The organism is Amycolatopsis sp. Hca4, from assembly GCF_013364075.1.
GTDB lineage: Bacteria > Actinomycetota > Actinomycetes > Mycobacteriales > Pseudonocardiaceae > Amycolatopsis.
Window position 1 is genome coordinate 3,664,853 of record NZ_CP054925.1, and the last position, 17,703, is coordinate 3,682,555.

The window sequence follows — 17,703 nt, forward strand, 5'->3', positions numbered from 1 at the left end:
GGCGCCTCGTCGGCCGTGGCTTGGCCGGAGACGCCGCGGGGGCTGGGTTGTCGGTCTGGCACTCGACCACCTCCAGGGGCGTAGGCATAGTCGACCACAGAACAGGCCCCCAGCGCACGTGTGTTACAAGACGTGTCACATCCACGCGACCCAACATCCACTCGGCGTTGGGGTGCCCGACCCGATCGGAAGGATGAACTGAACCCCGTGCTCTCCCTGCTCCCCTCCGCCGATCCGCCGCCGTGCCTGAAGGACCCCAGCACGTTCTGTTACCAGGTGTACGACGTCACGAACAACGCGTGGCTGGCGGGCTCGGCGAACTGGCTGATCACCAAGCCGGTCAAGATCCTGATGATCATCGTCATCGCGTTCCTGGTCCGCATGCTGGTGCGGCGGCTGATCAACCGCGTCACGACGCTGCCGAAGACGGGCGGCAAGCTCCCGTCGATGCTGCGGCCCCTGCGCGAGCGCGCGCCGGAGGTGCTCGGCTCCGCGGTGATCGAACGGCGCCGCCAGCGCGCGAAGACCATCGGCTCGGTGCTGAAGTCGATGGCGACGTTCCTGATCTACGGCCTGGCGTTCATCCTCGTGCTGGGCGAACTCGGCATCAACCTGGGCCCGATCATCGCCTCGGCGGGCATCATCGGCGTCGCCATCGGGTTCGGCGCGCAGAACCTGGTCAAGGACTTCCTGTCCGGGATCTTCATGATGGTCGAGGACCAGTACGGCGTGGGTGACGTCGTGGACGTCGGCGAAGCGTCCGGCACGGTCGAGTCCGTCGGCCTGCGGATCACGACGTTGCGCGACGTCAAGGGCACGGTCTGGTACGTCCGCAACGGCGAAGTGCTGCGCGTCGGCAACTCGAGCCAGGGCTTCGCGGTGGCCGTGGTCGACGTTCCCCTTGGCTACACGGCGGACGTCGAGCGCGCGGCGACGGTGCTCGCGGACGCGGCCTCGGCGGCCACGGAGGGTGACGCGCTGAAGGACAACGTCCTCGAGCCGCCGGAGATGCTGGGTGTGGAAAGCGTCACACCGGAGGGCATCCAGCTGCGCCTGACGGTGAAGGTCCGCCCGGGCAAGCAGTGGGCGGTGCAGCGGGCGCTGCGGGCCCAGCTGCTGGCGGCCCTGGAGGAGGCGGGCTTCGACCCGCCGCTCGGCCGCCTGTTCCCGCCCGCGGCCCCGGCGGCCGAAAAGAAGTGACTCGGCTCGAGCGAGCCGCGGCGTCCGGGGGTGCGGATGCCGCGGCCCCGCTCGCCGCGCATCGTCCGCATGCTGCCGTGAGCCGCGGTTACGCTGGGAAACGGATTTGCGACCATCCGGCATCACCGGACCGGGCGTCGGGAAGCCGTACCCCAAGGGCAAAATGGAAGGCGTGTCTGCAGTGAGCGAACCGGCGAACCTCTACGAAGCGGTCGGCGGCGAACCGACCTTCCGCCGGATCGTCGGGCGGTTCTACGAGGAGGTCGCGCGCGACGAGATCCTGCGCCCCCTCTACCCCGAGGAGGACCTCGGGCCGGCCGAGGAGCGGTTCCGGCTGTTCCTCATCCAGTACTGGGGCGGCCCGCACACCTACTCCGACCAGCGCGGCCACCCGCGGCTGCGGATGCGGCACGCGCCGTTCAAGATCGGGCCGCTCGAGCGGGACGCCTGGCTGCGGTGCATCCGGATCGCCGTCGACGAAGAAAACCTCGAAGAACCCTACCGGGGGCAGCTGTGGGCCTACCTGGAGATGGCGGCGCACAGCATGATGAACAGCTTCGTATGAGACAGGAAGCCTGGTGGCGCGATGCCGTCTTCTACCAGGTCTACGTGCGCTCGTTCGCCGATTCGGACGGTGACGGCGTCGGGGACCTGGAAGGCATCCACGCCCGGCTCGGTTACCTGGAGCTGCTGGGCGTCGACGCGCTGTGGCTGACGCCGTTCTACCGCTCCCCCATGGCCGACCACGGCTACGACATCGCCGACCCGCGGGACGTCGACCCGATGTTCGGCACCCTCGGCGACTTCGACGTGCTGCTCACCGAGGCGCACAAGCGCGGCATCAAGGTGACCGTCGACGTCGTCCCCAACCACACCAGCAACCAGCACGCCTGGTTCAAGTCGGCGATGGCCGCGGCGCCGGGCAGCCCGGAGCGCGACCGGTACGTCTTCCGCGACGGTGTCGGCCCGAAGGGCGAGGACCCGCCGAACAACTGGGTCAGCGCCTTCGGCGGCCCGGCCTGGACGCGCGTGCCGGACGGCCAGTGGTACCTGCACCTGTTCGCGCCGCAGCAGCCGGACCTGAACTGGGCCAATCCCGAGGTCGCCGCCGACCTGGAACGCACCCTGCGGTTCTGGCTGGAACGCGGCGTCGACGGCTTCCGCATCGACGTCGCCCACGGCATGGCGAAGCCGCCCGGCCTGCCGGACATGGACCCGCGCGCGGACGCGCTGGGGCCGAGCCACTACTACGACCCGCGCTGGGACAACGACGGCGTCCACGAGATCCACCAGATGATCCGCAAGGTGCTCGACGAGTTCCCGGACGCGATGGCGGTCGGCGAGATCTGGGTGACCGACGAGGAGCGCCTGTCGCGCTACCTGCGGCCGGACGAGCTGCACCTGGCGTTCAACTTCCGCCTGGTGCTCACCCACTTCGACGCCGACGCGATGCGCACGGCCATCGAGCGGTCCCTGGCAGTCCCGGCCCGAACGGGCGCCCCGGCGACCTGGACGCTGGGCAACCACGACGTCTGGCGCCAGGTCAGCCGCTACGGCGGCGGCGCCACCGGAGTCCGCCGAGCGAGGGCGATGGCCCTGGTCGAGCTGGCCCTGCCGGGCGCGATCTACCTGTACAACGGCGAAGAGCTGGGGCTGGCGAACGTCGAGCTGGCCGCATCGGACATGGCGGACCCACGAGCGAAGACGAGCGGCCCCGAGTTCGGCCGCGACGTCGCCCGGGTCCCCCTGCCGTGGGAGGGCGATCTGCCGCCGTTCGGCTTCTCGCGCAACCCCCGCACGTGGCTGCCGATGCCGGCATCGTGGGCGGGGCTGACGGTGGAGAAGCAGATCGAGGACGCGGACTCGACGCTGTCCCTGTACCGCGCAGCGATCGAGCTGCGGAAGACGCACCCGGCGTTCAGCGGCGACGAGCTGGAGTGGTACGGCGCCCCGGCGGGCTGTTTCGCCTTCCGGCGGCGCGGGGGTGGGCTGGTGTGCGCTTTGAACACGTCGGCTTCGCCGATTGCGCTGCCGCCTGGTGAGGTGCTGTTGTCGAGCAGCCCGCTGGTGGAGGGGAAACTGCCGGCGGATGCGGCTGCTTGGCTGGTCTGAGGTGCTGTCGTCGAGCTGCCCGCTCGTGGAGGGCAAGCTGCCGGCAGATTCGGCCGCCTGGCTCGTGGAGGAGAAGCTGCCCGCAGATTCGGCCGTCTGGCTCGTCTGAGGTGCCGTCGTCGAGCTGCCCGCTCGTGGAGGGCGAGCTACCCGCGAACTCAGCCGCCGGGCTTGTCCGAGGCACCCTTCCACAATGCCCGTGGCGTGGGGACAACTCGAGCCGTCGGCCCCTTCGTCCGACCTTTTCGTCGGTCGCTGCCGATACGCTGGAAGCGGGGGCAGCCCCCAGGGAGGGCGGGTTCTGCGCGGCGCGGGAGCTCAGCCCGGCTGGTTGCCCGAGCGGTCGTCGAAGGCGCTGCTGGCCGGCCACGATGCTGGACATGGGAGGTGCACCGGGAGTGCATGCCGAATGCCACCGGACGCTGGGACGAGGCTTTCAGCCTCACTCTGCCCACTGGTACACGGTCGTTGAGCTGCGAGGTCCGGACCGCCGGATGAGGCGCGGTTGTCGAGCAGCCCGCTGGTGGAGCAACCCACCCCGGACCCGACCGCCGCGCGAGCCGCAGTCCTCGAACACCCCCCTGACGGGAACAAACCACCCCGGACCAAACCGCCGGGTGAGGTGCGGTTGTGGAGCAGCCCACTGATGGGCGGGCAAGCCGCCCCCCCCGGACTCAGCCGCCGGGCTCGTCCGAGGCGGTCTTCCACAATCTACGCGAGGTGTGGACAGCTCGGGCCGTCGGCCCTTTCGCCCGGGATTTCCGTCGGTCACTGCCGATACGCTGGAAGCGGGGGCAGCCCCCAGGGAGGGCGGGCCGTGCGCGGCGCGGGAACTCAGCCCGACTGGTTACCCGACCCGTCGTCGAAAGCGCCGCTGGCCAGCCAAGCCACCAGCGCCGCGGCCTGGAGGTAGGGCGCCGCCTGGGCGGCCGCCCGGCCCGCCGCACGCGTGCGGCCCCACCTCTCAGGTCTTTCCGCGGGCTCCGGCGCCCGCTCGCCCGCCGGACCCGTCCGGTCCTGCCGCCAGTGCGGCTCCGGAACGCGGACCTCGTCGAGGAAGTCCGCGATCGGGTCTTCGTCCGGGGTCATGCCTCCAGGCTGCCACTGTCCGGCGAAGAACGGTGGCCGCCGTAAGGACTTCGTCAGAACAGCAGCGGCAGCAGCGCGTGCCGGCGGCGCACGATCGCGCCGTACCGGGCGTCCAGGCGAAGCCAGGAATCCGTCGCCGTCACGCGGACCACGTCTCCGGGTACGTCCGAGTCCACGAACCCCATTCCGGACATCGCGAACAAGCAGCGCATCTGGACCTTGACCTCGGTCGCCTCGCCGGTCACCGTCAGGACCGCCTGGTCCATCAGCGACGCCGGCGGCGTGCCGTGCGGGCCGACGTTGTCCCTGGCCAGCGTCACGCCGCGGTCCGCCAGCTCCGACACCACCCGGGCGGGCAGCTCGTCGACCAGCGGCCAGCGGCCCGACGGCGGCAGCTCGCCGTGCCACAGCAGGTCGCGGGCCGGGCCCGGGTCCATCCGGGGCCCGCCCGCCACGGTCAGCGCGGCCAGCAGCTCGTTGCCGGACACCGTGACGTCACCGGGCGTCACGTCGCCGGCCACTGCTCGGGTGGCCAGGCACTCGAACGGCGTCGCCGTCCAGGCCTCGACCACGCCGTCGCCACGCCGGCGCAGCCGCACGGCCGTCTGGCCGTCCAGCCGGACCGCGCGGGCGACGAACGCGCCGAGGGTCTCCCGGTCGGCCGCGTCCGGCACGAACAACTCAGGCATCCGCGAACCCCTGCTTCAGAAACTCCGACTCGGCCGGGCTGAGCCTACGCGGCCGCAGCTCGACCGTGTCGTACGGCGCCAGCACCGTCTCCGCGGTCACCGCCACCCGGTCGTCCGCCGAGGGCCCGCCGCGCACGCGGTAGGCCAGCGTGAAGCTCGCCGCGCGCAGCTCGGTCAGGTCGATCTCGATCCGCAGCTGCTGCCCGGACACCACGATCGGCGCCTTGTAGGCCACCTCCAGCCGCACCACGACGATGCCCTTCGGCAGCTGGTCCAGCCCCGCTTCCACGGCTCCGTCGAACAGCAGCGGGATGCGCGCCTCTTCGAGCAGCGTCACCATTTTCGCGTGGTTGATGTGGCCGTAGACGTCCATGTCCGTCCAGCGCGGGCGGACGTGCGATACGTAGGTCACCGCACCGTGCTCCGGATCTGGCGGGCCGCCACCGAGAGGGTCGCCAGATCGAGCCGGCCGGACTTGGTGATCTCGTCGAGCGCGACGCGGGCCCGCTGCAGCCGGGACGCGTTCGTCTTCTCCCACTGCGCGATCTTGGCGTCGCCGGACGAGCCGGGATCGCTGTGCCGCAACGCATCGAGCGTGATCGCGCGCAGCGAGCCGTAGACGTCGTCGCGCAGCGAGAGCCGGGCGAGCGCGTGCCAGCGGTTGCCGCGTTCAAGCTTGCTGATCTCGGTGAGCATCCGGTCGATGTCCAGGTGCGCCGAGAGCGCGTAGTACAGCTCCGCCGTCTCGGCCGGGCTGTGCACCGCGTCCACGCCGATCTGCTGCTCGGCCAGCTCCGCCACCTCTGTGACGTCGAGCAGGCCGTAGGTGTGCAGCAGCAGCGACACCCGGCGGGCGAGCCCCTCGGGCACGTTCGCGTCGGTCAGCTCGTCGACGTGCTTCTGCACCGACTCCGCTTCGCGGCCGCGCAGCAGGTCGCCGATCTTCGGCACCAGCTTGTCGAGCACCCGCCGGAAGCGCTTGATCTCCGACAGCGGGGCCAGCGGCTGCGGCCGGTTGGTGAGGAACCAGCGCGCGGCCCGGTCGAGCAGCCGCCGCGTCTCCAGCACCATGTCGTTGGCGACGTCGGTGGACACGACGTTGTCGAGCGCGTCGATCTCCTGCCACAGCGCGGGGAGGTCGAAGACCTGCGTCACCACGGCGTACGCGCGCACCGCGTCGGTCGCCGTCGCGTTCATCTCCTCCATCAGCCGGTAGACGAACGAGATGCCACCGCCGTCGACCACCTCGTTGGCGACCAGCGTGGTGATGATCTGGCGTTTCAGCGGGTGTTCCCCGATCGCGTCCGGGAACCGCTCGCGCAGCGGCTTCGGGAAGTACTCGGGCAGCCTGGCCGAGAACACCTTCGAGTCGGGCAGGTCGCTGGCCAGCAGCTCGTCCTTCAGCTCCAGCTTGACGTGGGCCAGCAGGGTCGCCAGCTCCGGCGAGGTGAGGCCCTTGCCCGCCTTCTCCAGTTCCCGGAACTCGGAGTTGCTCGGCAGTGCTTCGAGCTTGCGGTCGAAGGCGCCCGCCGTGACCAGCGCCTGCACCTGGCGCGCGTGCACCGAGACCATCGGCGCGGCGTGCGCGCGGCTGACGCCGAGGACGGCGTTCTGCCGGTAGTTGTCCTTGAGCACCAGCGCGCCGACCTCGTCGGTCATCTCCTCCAGCAGCTCGTCGCGCTGTTCGCGCTCCAGCTTGCCGGTCTGCACGAGGTGGTCGAGCAGGATCTTGATGTTGACCTCGTGGTCGGAGCAGTCGACGCCGGCCGAGTTGTCGAGCGCGTCGGTGTTGATCTTGCCGCCGCCCCGCGCGAACTCGATCCGGCCGAGCTGGGTGAGCCCCAGGTTGCCGCCTTCGCCGAAGACCTTGACGCGCAGCTGCTTGCCGTCGACGCGGATGGCGTCGTTGGCCTTGTCGCCCGCGGCCGCGTGGCTCTCGGTCTCGGCCTTGACGTAGGTGCCGATGCCGCCGTTCCACAGCAGCTCGACCGGCGCCAGCAGGATCGCCTGGATCAGGTCCATCGGGGCCAGCGCGGTGACGCCTTCTTCGAGGCCGAGCGCCGCGTGGACCTGCGGGCTGATCGGGATCGACTTCGCCGTGCGCGGGTAGATCCCGCCGCCTTCGCTGATCAGCGAGCGGTCGTAGTCGTCCCACGAGCTGCGCGGGAGGTCGAACAGCCGTCGCCGCTCGGCGTACGACGTCGCCGCGTCCGGGTTCGGGTCGAGGAACACGTGCATGTGGTTGAAGGCCGCGACCAGGCGGATGTGCTCGGACAGGAGCATGCCGTTGCCGAAGACGTCGCCCATCATGTCGCCGATGCCGACGACGGTGAAGTCCTCGGTCTGGGTGTCCTTGCCCAGCTCGCGGAAGTGCCGCTTGACGCTCTCCCAGGCACCCTTCGCCGTGATGCCCATGGCCTTGTGGTCGTAGCCGACCGAGCCGCCGGAGGCGAAGGCGTCACCCAGCCAGAAGCCGTACTGGGCGGAGACCTCGTTGGCGATGTCGGAGAACTTCGCGGTGCCCTTGTCGGCCGCGACGACCAGGTAGGAGTCGTCGGCGTCGTGCCGGACGACGTTCGGCGCGGGCACGGTCTTGCCCTCGATCCGGTTGTCGGTCAGGTCGAGCAGGCCGGAGATGAACATGCGGTAGCAGGCGATGCCCTCGTTGAGCTGGGCGTCGCGGTCGATGCTCGCGTCGCCGCTGGGGGCCGGCGGGCGCTTGACGACGAAGCCGCCCTTCGCGCCGACCGGCACGATCACCGCGTTCTTCACCGCCTGCGCCTTGACCAGGCCGAGGATCTCGGTGCGGAAGTCCTCGCGCCGGTCCGACCAGCGCAGGCCACCGCGCGCGACCTCGCCGAAGCGCAGGTGCACGCCCTCGACACGCGGCGAGTACACGAAGATCTCGAACTTCGGCCGCGGCTCGGGCAGATCGGGCACGCCGGCCGGGTCGAGCTTGATCGACAGGTACTCGCGGGGCGTCCCGTCGGCGCCGGTGACGTGGTAGTTCGTCCGCAGGGTGGCCCGGATGACGGCCATCAGGCGGCGCAGGATGCGGTCCTCGTCGAGGCTGGTGACCTCGTCGATCATCGCGCTCAGCTCGGTGCCCAGTGCCTCCGCGGCGGCGTCGCGGTCGGCGTCGGACAACTGCGGGTCGAACCGGGCCTCGAACAGCCGCAGCAGCTTGGTGGCGATCTGCGTGTGGTTCAGCAGCGTGTTCTGGATGTAGTCCTGGGAGAACGCGCTGCCGGCCTGGCGCAGGTACCGCGAGTACGCGCGCAGCACGGCCACCTGGCGCCAGCTGAGCCCGGCGCGCAGGACGAGCCCGTTGAGGCCGTCGACCTCGGCGTCGCCGCGCCAGGCGGCCTCGAAGGCGTTCTGGAAGCGGCCGCGCAGCTCCTCGACGGCGTGCTCGTCGGACTCGTCGAGCATCTTCTGGTCGACGCGCAGGCCGAAGTCGTAGATCCAGCACGCGCCGCCGTCCTCGCGGTGCAGCTCGTACGGCCGCTCGTCGACCACCTCGACGCCCATGGCCTGCAGCACCGGGAGCACCTTCGAGAGCGTGACGCCTTCGCCACGCAGGTAGAGCTTGAAGCGCCGCTCGCCCGGCCCGGCGTCGGCGGGCTGGTAGAACGACAGCGCGAGGTCGCCTTCGTCGGTCAGCGAGTCCAGCGAGCGGAGGTCGGCCAGCGCCTCTTCGGCGGTGAAGTCCTCCTTGTAGCCCTCGGGGAAGACCATCGCGAAGCGCTGGCCCTGCTCGGTGGCCGATTCCTCGCCGACGATCCCGACCGCGACGCCGCCGTCGGCGCGCTCCCGGCGTTCGTCGAGGACGGCTTCGACCATCCGGTCGTCCCAGGTGCGGACGGCGTCGTTCAGCCGGTCCTGGATCTTGAGCGTGTCCGGGTCGAGCCGGCGCGCCGGGTCGGTGTGCACGACGAAGTGCACCTGCGCCAGGACGGTCTCGCCGATCCGCGCGCTGTACTCGAGCTGGGTGCCTTCGAGCTCCTCGAGCAGGACTTCCTGCATCGCCAGCCGCGAGCGCGTGGTGTAGCGGTCGCGCGGGAGGTAGACGAGGCAGGAGTAGAAGCGGCCGTACGGGTCGCGGCGCAGGAACAGCCGCAGCCGTCGGCGGTCGGAGAGGGTGATCGCGCCGGTCGTCGTCGAGTACAGCGAGTCGCTGTCGGCGGAGAACAGGTCCGCGCGCGGCCAGTTCTGCAGGATTTCCAGCATCCGCTGACCGGAGAACGACTCGATCGGGAAGCCGGCGCGGTGGATGACCTCGCGGACCCGCTTGCAGACGACCGGGATGTCGAGGACGTTCTCGTGCAGCGCGGTGGTGGTGAACATGCCGAGGAAGCGGTGTTCGCCGGTGACGTTGCCTTCGGCGTCGAAGGTCTTCACGCCGACGTAGTACGGGTAGACCGGCCGGTGCACGGTCGAGGGCGCGCTCGCCTGGGTCAGCACCAGCAGCGTCGGCGCGAGAGCGGTGGCGGCGGTGTCCGGCCCGGCGGTGAGGCCGCGGGCGGCGAGGCTGTCCTGGCGCAGCACGCCGAGGCCGGAAGCCAGGACCGCGCGCAGGGCGGGGGTGTCCGCGTCCGGGTGGTCGACCAGCTCGTAGCGGCGGTAGCCGAGGAAGGTGAAGTGGCCGTCGGCCAGCCAGCGCAGCAGCCGGGCGCCCTCGGCGACCTCGTCCTTCGGCAGTTTCGGCGGGTCGGTCTCCAGCTCGCTCGCCAGCTGGCAGGCGGTCTGGGCCATCTTGTCGGCGTCCTCGACGACCTCGCGGACGTCACCGAGGACGCTGGAGAGCCGGTTGTCGAGCTCGCGGGCCCGGTTGCGATCGGTGACGAAGTCGATCTCGATGTACATCCACGACTCGGCGGCGGAGTTCGCGGGCGGCTCGGCCGGGTCGGCTTCGGGGTGGACTTCGAGCAGCTCGCCGGTCAGGTCGCGGCTGACCACCACGATCGGGTGAACGATCCGCTGCACCTGGACGCCGTCACGGGCGAACTCGGCGGCGATCGAGTCGACGAGGTAGGGCATGTCATCGGTGACGACCTGCACGACGGTGGCCTCGCGAGCCCACCCGTCTTCGGCGACGGTCGGGTTCAGCAGCCGCACGGCCGGGCGGCCGGGCATCCGCGACTTGGCCAGCTGCAGGTGCGACCGGACGGCGCCGACCAGGTTGACGGGCTCGTCGCCGACGATCTCTTCGGCCGGGATGTGCCGGTAGTAGAGCCGGATGAGCTCACCGATCTCCGGCGCCAGCCCCGCGGCGGCGTCGATCAGGTCGTCCCTGATCTGCTCCGGGCTGGCCGGGGAGCGCTGGCCGAATTCGGGTTCGGTTTCGGCTCCGGTTCCGGGTAGGGACGAGACTCCGGTCGAGCTCATTTGAGGCAACTCTCCAGTTTGCGTGAGGTGACACCGCGCCGGTTCGGCGTTGAGCCGGCCACCCCACACTAATGCGCCGCGATCCGGGATCACATGAAGACCCGGGGCCCGGAAACCCTTCCGGAGCACGGGATTCCCGTGATCGGTCAAGCTACTGACGGGTTGCCTAGAGGGGGCGTCCGCGCCGCTGACCAGCCCAGCCCGCCGGGCGTTACCCGACGTGGGGCCAACGTGATCGGTTCAGTTGAAGGGGTGGGCTGCCGTTCGCCGAACGCTGTCGGCCAGTCGGCGACGTCGAGGTGCGACGGATCCCACTGAGTTCGGGTGGAGGCAGGTCGGCGACGAATCGGGGCGTCTCAGCGACTGGACGCGGGGTGAGGTGAACTGTGTTGTGGATGCCGTGGGTCAGCGGGGGCACTCGCGGGCCGAAACTGTCGGTGCCGGCGGGTAGCGTGGAAACCGGGGGCGCCCCCGCGGGCCGGGCCTGCGCTTTCGCCGGGCAAGGCAAAGTGTCGGTGGCCGCCGGTAGCGTGGGAAACGGGGGCTGCTCCGAACGCCCCGGGCCTTCCGAGCGGCGGCGGTCCGGCTGCCTGAGCCGAGGCCGACCAGGCGCAGGTCAGTCGCGGCCGCGGGAGTCCGAGACCTCGGCGCCGTGGCCGTTGCGGCCGTGACCGTTCCGGCGGCTGGTGTCCTGGGAGCCGAGCTGCTTGACCAGTGCGGCCGCGCTGGCCGTGCCCGCCTGGTGCTCGGCCAGCGCGCGGGCCAGCAGGTCGGCCAAGCCCGCGTCCGGCGGGGGCTCGTCCTCCGCGATCGCCCGGGCGTAGCTCTCCGGGAACGGGGCCGTCGCCGGCGTCCAGTGGCCGAAGTCCTCCATCGGCTCCAGCGACGGGGGCATCCGCAGCCGCGGCAACCACGGCTCGACCTCGTCGCGGTAGTCCGGCACCGAGGGCGGCTCGTCCTCCGGCCGCGGCGGCGGGGCGAGCTCCGGCTCCGGTCGGGCCGGTTCCTCGGCACGTGGGCTGTCGGCGTCTTCCGCGCGGCGCCGGCCGCCGGCGCCGCCGGACGCGGAGATGCCCAGCCGGTCCAGCACGGACCGCGCGGCCACCGAGCCGTGCTCGGCGTCGTGGCGCGTCGACGGTTGCGGTTCCTGGCGCCGTCCCTCCGAGGCCCACGGCTCCCGCTCGGCGGCGGGCTCGGGCGCCAACGGCAAGGCCGGCGTGACGCGGGTGGGCGCCGATTCCCGTTCGGCCGCGGTCTCCCGCAGCCGGGCTTCGGCCAGCGCGGCCCAGGAGAACTTGGTCTTCCCGGTTTCGGCGGGCGGCGCCGCTTTGGGCTCCCGGGTGGACCGCGCCTCGACCGGTTCACGCCCACGCTCGGCCGGCCGCGGCTCAGCCGCCTCCGAACGAGCCTCCGATTCGGCGAACCGGCGCTCAGCCGCCTCCGAACGGAACTCCGACTCGGCGAACCTGGGCTCAACCGCCTCCGAACGAACCTCCGGCGCACGCTCGGCCGGCTCCGGACGAACCCCGGGCTCGGCAGACCGCGTCCGAGCAGGCTCCGGCCGCACCTCGACCGGCTCCGAACGGAACTCCGGCCGCTGCTCCGTCCCACGCCCCGACCGAACCTCGATCGGCGCCGACGAAGGCTCCGGACGGAACTCCGGCGTCCGCCCACGCTCAGCCGAGGCGACCTCGCGCCCCGGCCGCGGCTCGGCAGCGGCCCGGGAATCGGCGCCGGGCCGCGGCTCGACAACCTCAGCCCGCTGCTCGGCAAACCGAGGCCGCGGCTCGGCCACTCCAGGCCGCTCGACAGCCCCAGGCCGGGACTCCACGCCCCCACGCGACTCAGCACCCCTGCGCCGCGGCTCAGAAGCCCCGGGCCCCTCAGTGGCCCCGCGCCGCTCGACAGCCCCAGGCCGCTCAGCAACCACAGGCCGCGGCTCATCCCGCACCGCAGGCATCAACGTCGTCTCCGCCGCATCCGCGGTCACCCGCGGCCGCTCGAACGACCAAGCCGGCTGCCGCGGCTCCGGTCGCGACGGCGCTTCCTCCCGCCCGAACGACCACGCCGGCGTCCGCGGCTCAGCCTCCGAAACCGGCTCCACAACCGGCTCCGCCGCGACAACCGGCACCGGCCGGGCCGGCACCGCCTTCAGCACCTCGTCCAGGTCGATCGACGCCGGCTCCCCGCTGCCGAACTCGCCGGCCAGCACGTTGCAGGCCTGCCGCCGGGCGCGAGCGTGCAGCTGCTCCGCCGCCCGCGAGCGGTACAGGCACGCGATGGCCTCCTCCGCCTGCCCGAACCGCTCCTGCAGCTGCGCCAGCTCCAGCCACAGCCGCGCCGTGACCGCCGACAGCCCGTGCCGGTCCGTGCTCGCCACCGCCTCGCGGACCAGCTCGATCGCCGCCTCACCGGCACCGGCGGGCAGGTGGACCCGCGTCGCGACGGCCAGCCGCAGCCAGCCCATCGGCGCGACACCCGCCGCGCGCACCGGCTCGGCCAGCACCGGCTCCGCGATCTCGTACGCCATTTCGGTGTCACCGCGGTCGAGCAGCGTGTTGACCAGCAACAGCACCAGCCGGATGCGGACGAGGCCGCCGTCGTCGGCCGGGTTGTCCAGCCGCTCCAGGAAACCCAGACCGGTCCGGGCCGCGTCGGCCGCCGCCGTCAGGTCGCCGTGGCGGCGCCGGTGCGCGGCCGTGCCGATCCGCAGCAGCGCCCGGACCAGCAGCTGGGTGTCCGCACCCAGCGACTCGTCGCCGAGCACCAGCTTGTCCGCTTCGACGAGCACCCGGTCCAGCTCGGCCTTCCGCCCGATCAGCCCGAGGCAGCCGACGAGGTGCGTCAACGCGGCGGCGCGGTGCACCGGCGAGACGACCGGGTCGGTGAGCACCGGCCGCAACGCGGCGAGCCCGGTCAGCGGCACACCGAGGCTGCGGGCGCACACGGCGAGGTCGATGCGCAGCCGCGCAGCGATGTCGCCGTAGCCGGCGTGCTCGGCCGCGCGCAGGGCCGCGACCGCGCGCCCGACCGTGGCCGGGCGCATGCCCAGCCGCACCCGCGCGGACACGACCAGGCTCTCGGCCCGGATCCACTGCTCGTCGGCTCCGGCGGCCTCGGACAACGCCGCCGCGCGCTCACCCAGGACCAACGCGAGCTCGGGCGCGCGCAGGTGCAGCGCGTCCGCGCGTTCGATCAGCCTGCCGACTGCGGAGAGGGTTCCCCCGGCATGCGCGGAGCGCCCGCTCTCCGCCGACGTACGCCCTCCCGCGGAGGCGGCGTTCGACGGAGCGGAGAGCGGGCCGGTCCGGTGCTGTTTGCTGGCTTCCACGGGGAAACCCGCCCCCTCAGTCGCGGGTCAGCTTGCGATGGGTGACACGGTGCGGCCGCGCCGCCTCGGCGCCGAGGCGCTCGACCTTGTTCTTCTCGTACCCCTCGAAGTTGCCCTCGAACCAGAACCACTTGGCGGGGTCTTCGTCCGTGCCTTCCCAGGCGAGGATGTGCGTGGCCACCCGGTCCAGGAACCACCGGTCGTGGGAGATCACGACGGCGCAGCCGGGGAACTGCTCCAGCGCGTTCTCCAGCGAGCCCAGCGTCTCGACGTCCAGGTCGTTGGTCGGCTCGTCGAGCAGGATCAGGTTCCCGCCCTGCTTGAGCGTCAGCGCCAGGTTGAGCCGGTTGCGCTCACCACCGGAGAGCACGCCCGCCGGCTTCTGCTGGTCCGGGCCCTTGAACCCGAACGCGCTGACGTACGCGCGCGACGGCATCTCGGTCTGCCCGACGTGGATGTAGTCGAGCTTGTCCGAGACCACCTCCCAGACCGTCTTGTCCGGGTCGATACCGGCCCGCGACTGGTCCACATAGGACAGTTTGACGGTCTCGCCGATCTTGACCTCGCCTGCGTCCGGCTCCTCCAGCCCGACGATGGTCTTGAACAGCGTGGTCTTGCCGACGCCGTTCGGGCCGATCACGCCGACGATGCCGTTGCGCGGCAGGTCGAACGACAAGCCGTCGATGAGCACCCGGCCGTCGAAGCCCTTCTGCAGCTTCTGGACCTCGACCACGACGTTGCCCAGCCGCGGGCCCGGCGGGATCTGGATCTCTTCGAAGTCGAGCTTGCGGTGCTTGTCCGCCTCCGCCGCCATCTCCTCGTAGCGGTCGAGGCGCGAACGCGACTTCGTCTGGCGCGCCTTGGCGTTGGACCGGACCCACTCGAGCTCGGACTTCAGCCGCTTGGCGAGCTTCGCGTCCTTCTTGCCCTGGACCTCGAGGCGCTCGCGCTTCTTCTCCAGGTACGTCGAGTAGTTGCCCTCGTAGCCGACGACGCGGCCGCGGTCCAGCTCCATGATCCACTGGGCCACGTTGTCGAGGAAGTACCGGTCGTGGGTGACGGCGAGGACGGCGCCGGCGTAGCGGGCGAGGAACTGCTCCAGCCACAGGACACTCTCGGCGTCCAGGTGGTTGGTGGGCTCGTCGAGCAGCAGCAGGTCGGGCGCCGACAGCAGCAGCTTGCACAGCGCGACCCGGCGGCGCTCACCACCGGAGAGGTGGGTGACGCCCTCGTCCGGCGGCGGGCAGCGCAGCGCGTCCATGGCCTGCTCGACGGTCGAGTCGAGCTCCCAGGCGTCGGCGTGGTCCAGCTCCTCCTGGAGCTCGCCCATCTCCTCGAGCAGCTCTTCGCTGTAGTCGGTCTCCATCAGCTTGAGGACCTCGTTGTAGCGGTCCAGCTTGACCTTGACCTCGCCGAGGCCTTCCTCGACGTTCTGCCGGACCGTCTTCTCCTCGTTGAGCTCCGGCTCCTGCATGAGGATGCCGACCGAGGCGCCGGGCTGGAGGAACGCTTCGCCGTTGCTGGCCTGCTCGATCCCCGCCATGATCTTGAGAACGGTGGACTTACCGGCACCGTTCGGCCCGACCACGCCGATCTTGGCGCCGGGGTAGAACGCGGTGCTGACGTCGTCGAGGATGACCTTGTCCCCGACGGTCTTGCGCACCTTCTTCATGGTGTAGATGAACTCGGCCATACCCACGATCGTAGAGCGCGCTCGATCGCGCCTCGACGCCGGTCACCGTCGGACTACCGAAAGTCAGCCCGAGATCACGGCGAGAGTAGCAAAACGGCCGTTTCCCGGCACCCAGACAGCGGCTCAACCTCAACTGGAACCCGAGGGTCGCTTGCCCTCGGCGAGGTTCTTGAGCATCGCGTTGTAGGCGTTCAGCTCCTCGTCACCGGTGGCCGCCTCGCGCCGGTCACGCCGCTTCGCCTCGCGCTCGTCCTGCCGCGACCACTGCACCAGCAGGGCGATCAGCACCAGCAGCACCGGGACCTCGCCTGCCGCCCAGGCGATGCCGCCGCCGAGCCGCTGGTCGGCGAGCAGGTCGGTGACCCACGGCAGGTGCAGCTGGCTGTAGAAGGCCTGCCCGATGACGGTCTGCTTGCTCATCAGGATCACGCCGAAGAAGGCGTGGAACGGCATCGCGGCGAACATCATGCCGAGCCGGCCCAGGTACGGGATCCGCCGCGGCGACGGGTCGACGCCGATCACCGGCCAGTAGAAGACGTACCCGGCGAGCAGGAAGTGCCCGTTCATCGCCAGGTGCGCCCAGTGGTACTGCAGCGCGTTGTCGAACAGGCCGGAGAAGTACAGCGCGTAGAACGAGCCGACGAACAGCAGCAGCGCGACGACCGGGTGGGTGAGGAACCGTGACACCGGGGAGTGCACGAAGGCCACGAGCCACTCCCGCGGCCCCGGCGGGGCGTCCTTGCCCGCGGCAGGCAGGGCTCGCAGCGCGAGCGTCACCGGCCCGCCGAGCACGAACAGCACCGGCGCCACCATCGACAGCAGCATGTGGTTGCCCATGTGGACGCTGAACATCGCGGGCGCGTACCGGCCGATGCCCGACGACGTCGCGAAGAACAGCACCACGCAGCCGGCGACCCAGGCGACCGTCCGGCCGACCGGCCAGGTGTCGCCGCGGCGCAGCAGGCGGCGGACCCCGGCCAGGTACAGGCCGCCGATGACCAGCGCGAGGGTGCCGTAGACCAGGTCGAAGCGGGTGTCGAAGAGCAGCCGCCACACCGTCGGCGGCCCGTCGAGGTCGTAGCCGATCAGCAGCTCGGTGGTGGACGGCTGGGTGACCGCGTCCGCCGGCGGTGGCGTCCTGGCCAGCCCGGACGCGATCCCGATGGTGACGAACATGATCAGGATCTCGACCGACGCCAGGCGCAGCAGCTGGGCGCCGCCCGTGCCGTTCTTGAGGTTCGCGACGCCCTTTTCGCGCTGCTGGTGGCCGAACACCCCGAGCAGCAGCAGCGCGACCGTCTTGGCCACGACGAGCAGGCCGTAGTCGGTGGTGAACAGATCGTCGAGGCCGATCCGGACCAGCGCGTTGACCGCGCCGGAGAGCGCCATCACGATCCAGCAGACCAGCGCCAGCCGGGAGAACCGCTGCGCGGCCAGGCTCAGGTGGCCCCCGCGCCGGTACCCCAGTGCCAGCAGGGCGACCAGGCCGCCGACCCACAGCGCCGCGGCGACCAGGTGGAACAGCAGGCTGTTGGTGGCGACGTCGTGCGAGCCGCCGCTGGCGGAGTGCCCGGTGACGGCGACCGGGACCAGCCCGCCGACGGCCAGGAAGAACAGCACCGCCGTCCAGCCCCAGGACAGCGCGAGCCGGCAGCCGAGCGCGACGAGGATCGCGATCAGGGCCGTCCACAGCCACGCCTTCGGCTGTTCGATGGCGCCGACGAGGTCCAGCAGCGTCTGCGGGTCCAGGACGTCGCCGAAGGGCTTCCCGGCGGTGTCGGCGGCGGTGAAGGCGACCGAAAGCAGGGCCGCGGCGAACCACACCCAGGCGGCGATCCCGGCCGCGCGCAGGGCGCCGTAGCCCTCCGGCCCGAGCGTCCCGGACTTCTGCGGCGGCACCAGGAAGGCGGCCAGCAGCAGCGACCCGACGCAGATCACCGACGCGCATTCGGACAGCACGCGCATGACGGTGATGCCGTACTTGGTGACCAGCCCCGGGTCGGGCAGGCCGGCGATGACGTAGCCGGCCCCGCCGGTGAGCGCGATCAGGCCGATCGCGACCACCGCGGCCAGCAGGAAGCCGACCAGGAGCAGGGGCAGCACACTGGCCCGGCGCTGCGTCGGGACGTCGGATTTCGTCGCGGACACGCCACTGAGGGTATGCCCCGCCCCGGTCAGGCCCGTGTGACGGGCAGGATGGC

At 71.4% G+C, this 17,703-nt stretch carries 10 protein-coding genes; 3 read left to right on the forward strand and 7 right to left on the reverse strand.

Going from position 1 to position 17,703, the window contains the following annotated elements:
- Window positions 1-216 precede the first annotated feature (216 nt).
- The 3 genes from HUT10_RS15820 (at window position 217) to HUT10_RS15830 (ending at window position 3,312) form a co-directional block, all read left to right on the forward strand.
- Window positions 217-1,200 carry a mechanosensitive ion channel family protein gene (locus HUT10_RS15820; protein WP_254897470.1) on the forward strand — a complete coding sequence of 328 codons (984 nt, stop codon included), beginning with the start codon at window positions 217-219 and terminating at the stop codon, window positions 1,198-1,200.
- 163 nt (window positions 1,201-1,363) lie between these two features.
- Window positions 1,364-1,765 carry a globin gene (locus HUT10_RS15825; protein WP_176171909.1) on the forward strand — a complete coding sequence of 134 codons (402 nt, stop codon included), beginning with the start codon at window positions 1,364-1,366 and terminating at the stop codon, window positions 1,763-1,765.
- Window positions 1,762-3,312 carry a glycoside hydrolase family 13 protein gene (locus HUT10_RS15830; RefSeq protein WP_176171910.1) on the forward strand — a complete coding sequence of 517 codons (1,551 nt, stop codon included), beginning with the start codon at window positions 1,762-1,764 and terminating at the stop codon, window positions 3,310-3,312. Before HUT10_RS15825 ends, HUT10_RS15830 begins: the two co-directional genes overlap by 4 nt.
- Window positions 3,313-4,146: 834 nt before the next feature.
- Here the strand turns inward: HUT10_RS15830 and HUT10_RS15835 are convergent.
- The 7 genes from HUT10_RS15835 to HUT10_RS15865 form a co-directional block, all read right to left on the reverse strand.
- The gene (locus HUT10_RS15835; RefSeq protein ID WP_176171911.1) at window positions 4,147-4,401 is read right to left on the reverse strand and encodes a hypothetical protein; all 255 of its coding nucleotides are present in this window, start codon (window positions 4,399-4,401) and stop codon (window positions 4,147-4,149) included.
- 53 nt (window positions 4,402-4,454) lie between these two features.
- Window positions 4,455-5,090, reverse strand: a complete 636-nt coding sequence (locus HUT10_RS15840; RefSeq protein ID WP_176171912.1) for a hypothetical protein — start codon at window positions 5,088-5,090, stop codon at window positions 4,455-4,457.
- Window positions 5,083-5,502, reverse strand: coding sequence for a thioesterase family protein (locus HUT10_RS15845; RefSeq protein ID WP_176171913.1), 420 nt, complete (start codon window positions 5,500-5,502; stop codon window positions 5,083-5,085). Before HUT10_RS15845 ends, HUT10_RS15840 begins: the two co-directional genes overlap by 8 nt.
- The gene (locus HUT10_RS15850; protein WP_176171914.1) at window positions 5,499-10,478 is read right to left on the reverse strand and encodes an NAD-glutamate dehydrogenase; all 4,980 of its coding nucleotides are present in this window, start codon (window positions 10,476-10,478) and stop codon (window positions 5,499-5,501) included. Before HUT10_RS15850 ends, HUT10_RS15845 begins: the two co-directional genes overlap by 4 nt.
- Window positions 10,479-11,094: 616 nt before the next feature.
- Entirely contained in the window at window positions 11,095-13,677 is a 2,583-nt protein-coding gene (locus HUT10_RS15855) for a hypothetical protein (RefSeq protein WP_176177846.1), read from the reverse strand.
- 148 nt (window positions 13,678-13,825) lie between these two features.
- Window positions 13,826-15,502 (reverse strand): energy-dependent translational throttle protein EttA, encoded by a 1,677-nt coding sequence (gene ettA, locus HUT10_RS15860; RefSeq protein ID WP_176171915.1) that lies wholly within the window; start codon window positions 15,500-15,502, stop codon window positions 13,826-13,828.
- 129 nt (window positions 15,503-15,631) lie between these two features.
- The gene (locus tag HUT10_RS15865; RefSeq protein ID WP_176171916.1) at window positions 15,632-17,650 is read right to left on the reverse strand and encodes a cytochrome c oxidase assembly protein; all 2,019 of its coding nucleotides are present in this window, start codon (window positions 17,648-17,650) and stop codon (window positions 15,632-15,634) included.
- Window positions 17,651-17,703: the final 53 nt, after the last annotated feature.

Bases quoted from the DNA above. Each gene is read 5' to 3' on its own strand.
- HUT10_RS15825 (WP_176171909.1), top strand. From the start codon at position 1,364: ATGGAAGGCGTGTCTGCAGTGAGCGAACCGGCGAACCTCTACGAAGCG.
- HUT10_RS15830 (WP_176171910.1), top strand. From the start codon at position 1,762: ATGAGACAGGAAGCCTGGTGGCGCGATGCCGTCTTCTACCAGGTCTAC.
- HUT10_RS15835 (WP_176171911.1), bottom strand. From the start codon at position 4,401: ATGACCCCGGACGAAGACCCGATCGCGGACTTCCTCGACGAGGTCCGC.
- HUT10_RS15840 (WP_176171912.1), bottom strand. From the start codon at position 5,090: ATGCCTGAGTTGTTCGTGCCGGACGCGGCCGACCGGGAGACCCTCGGC.
- HUT10_RS15850 (WP_176171914.1), bottom strand. From the start codon at position 10,478: ATGAGCTCGACCGGAGTCTCGTCCCTACCCGGAACCGGAGCCGAAACC.
- ettA (WP_176171915.1), bottom strand. From the start codon at position 15,502: ATGGCCGAGTTCATCTACACCATGAAGAAGGTGCGCAAGACCGTCGGG.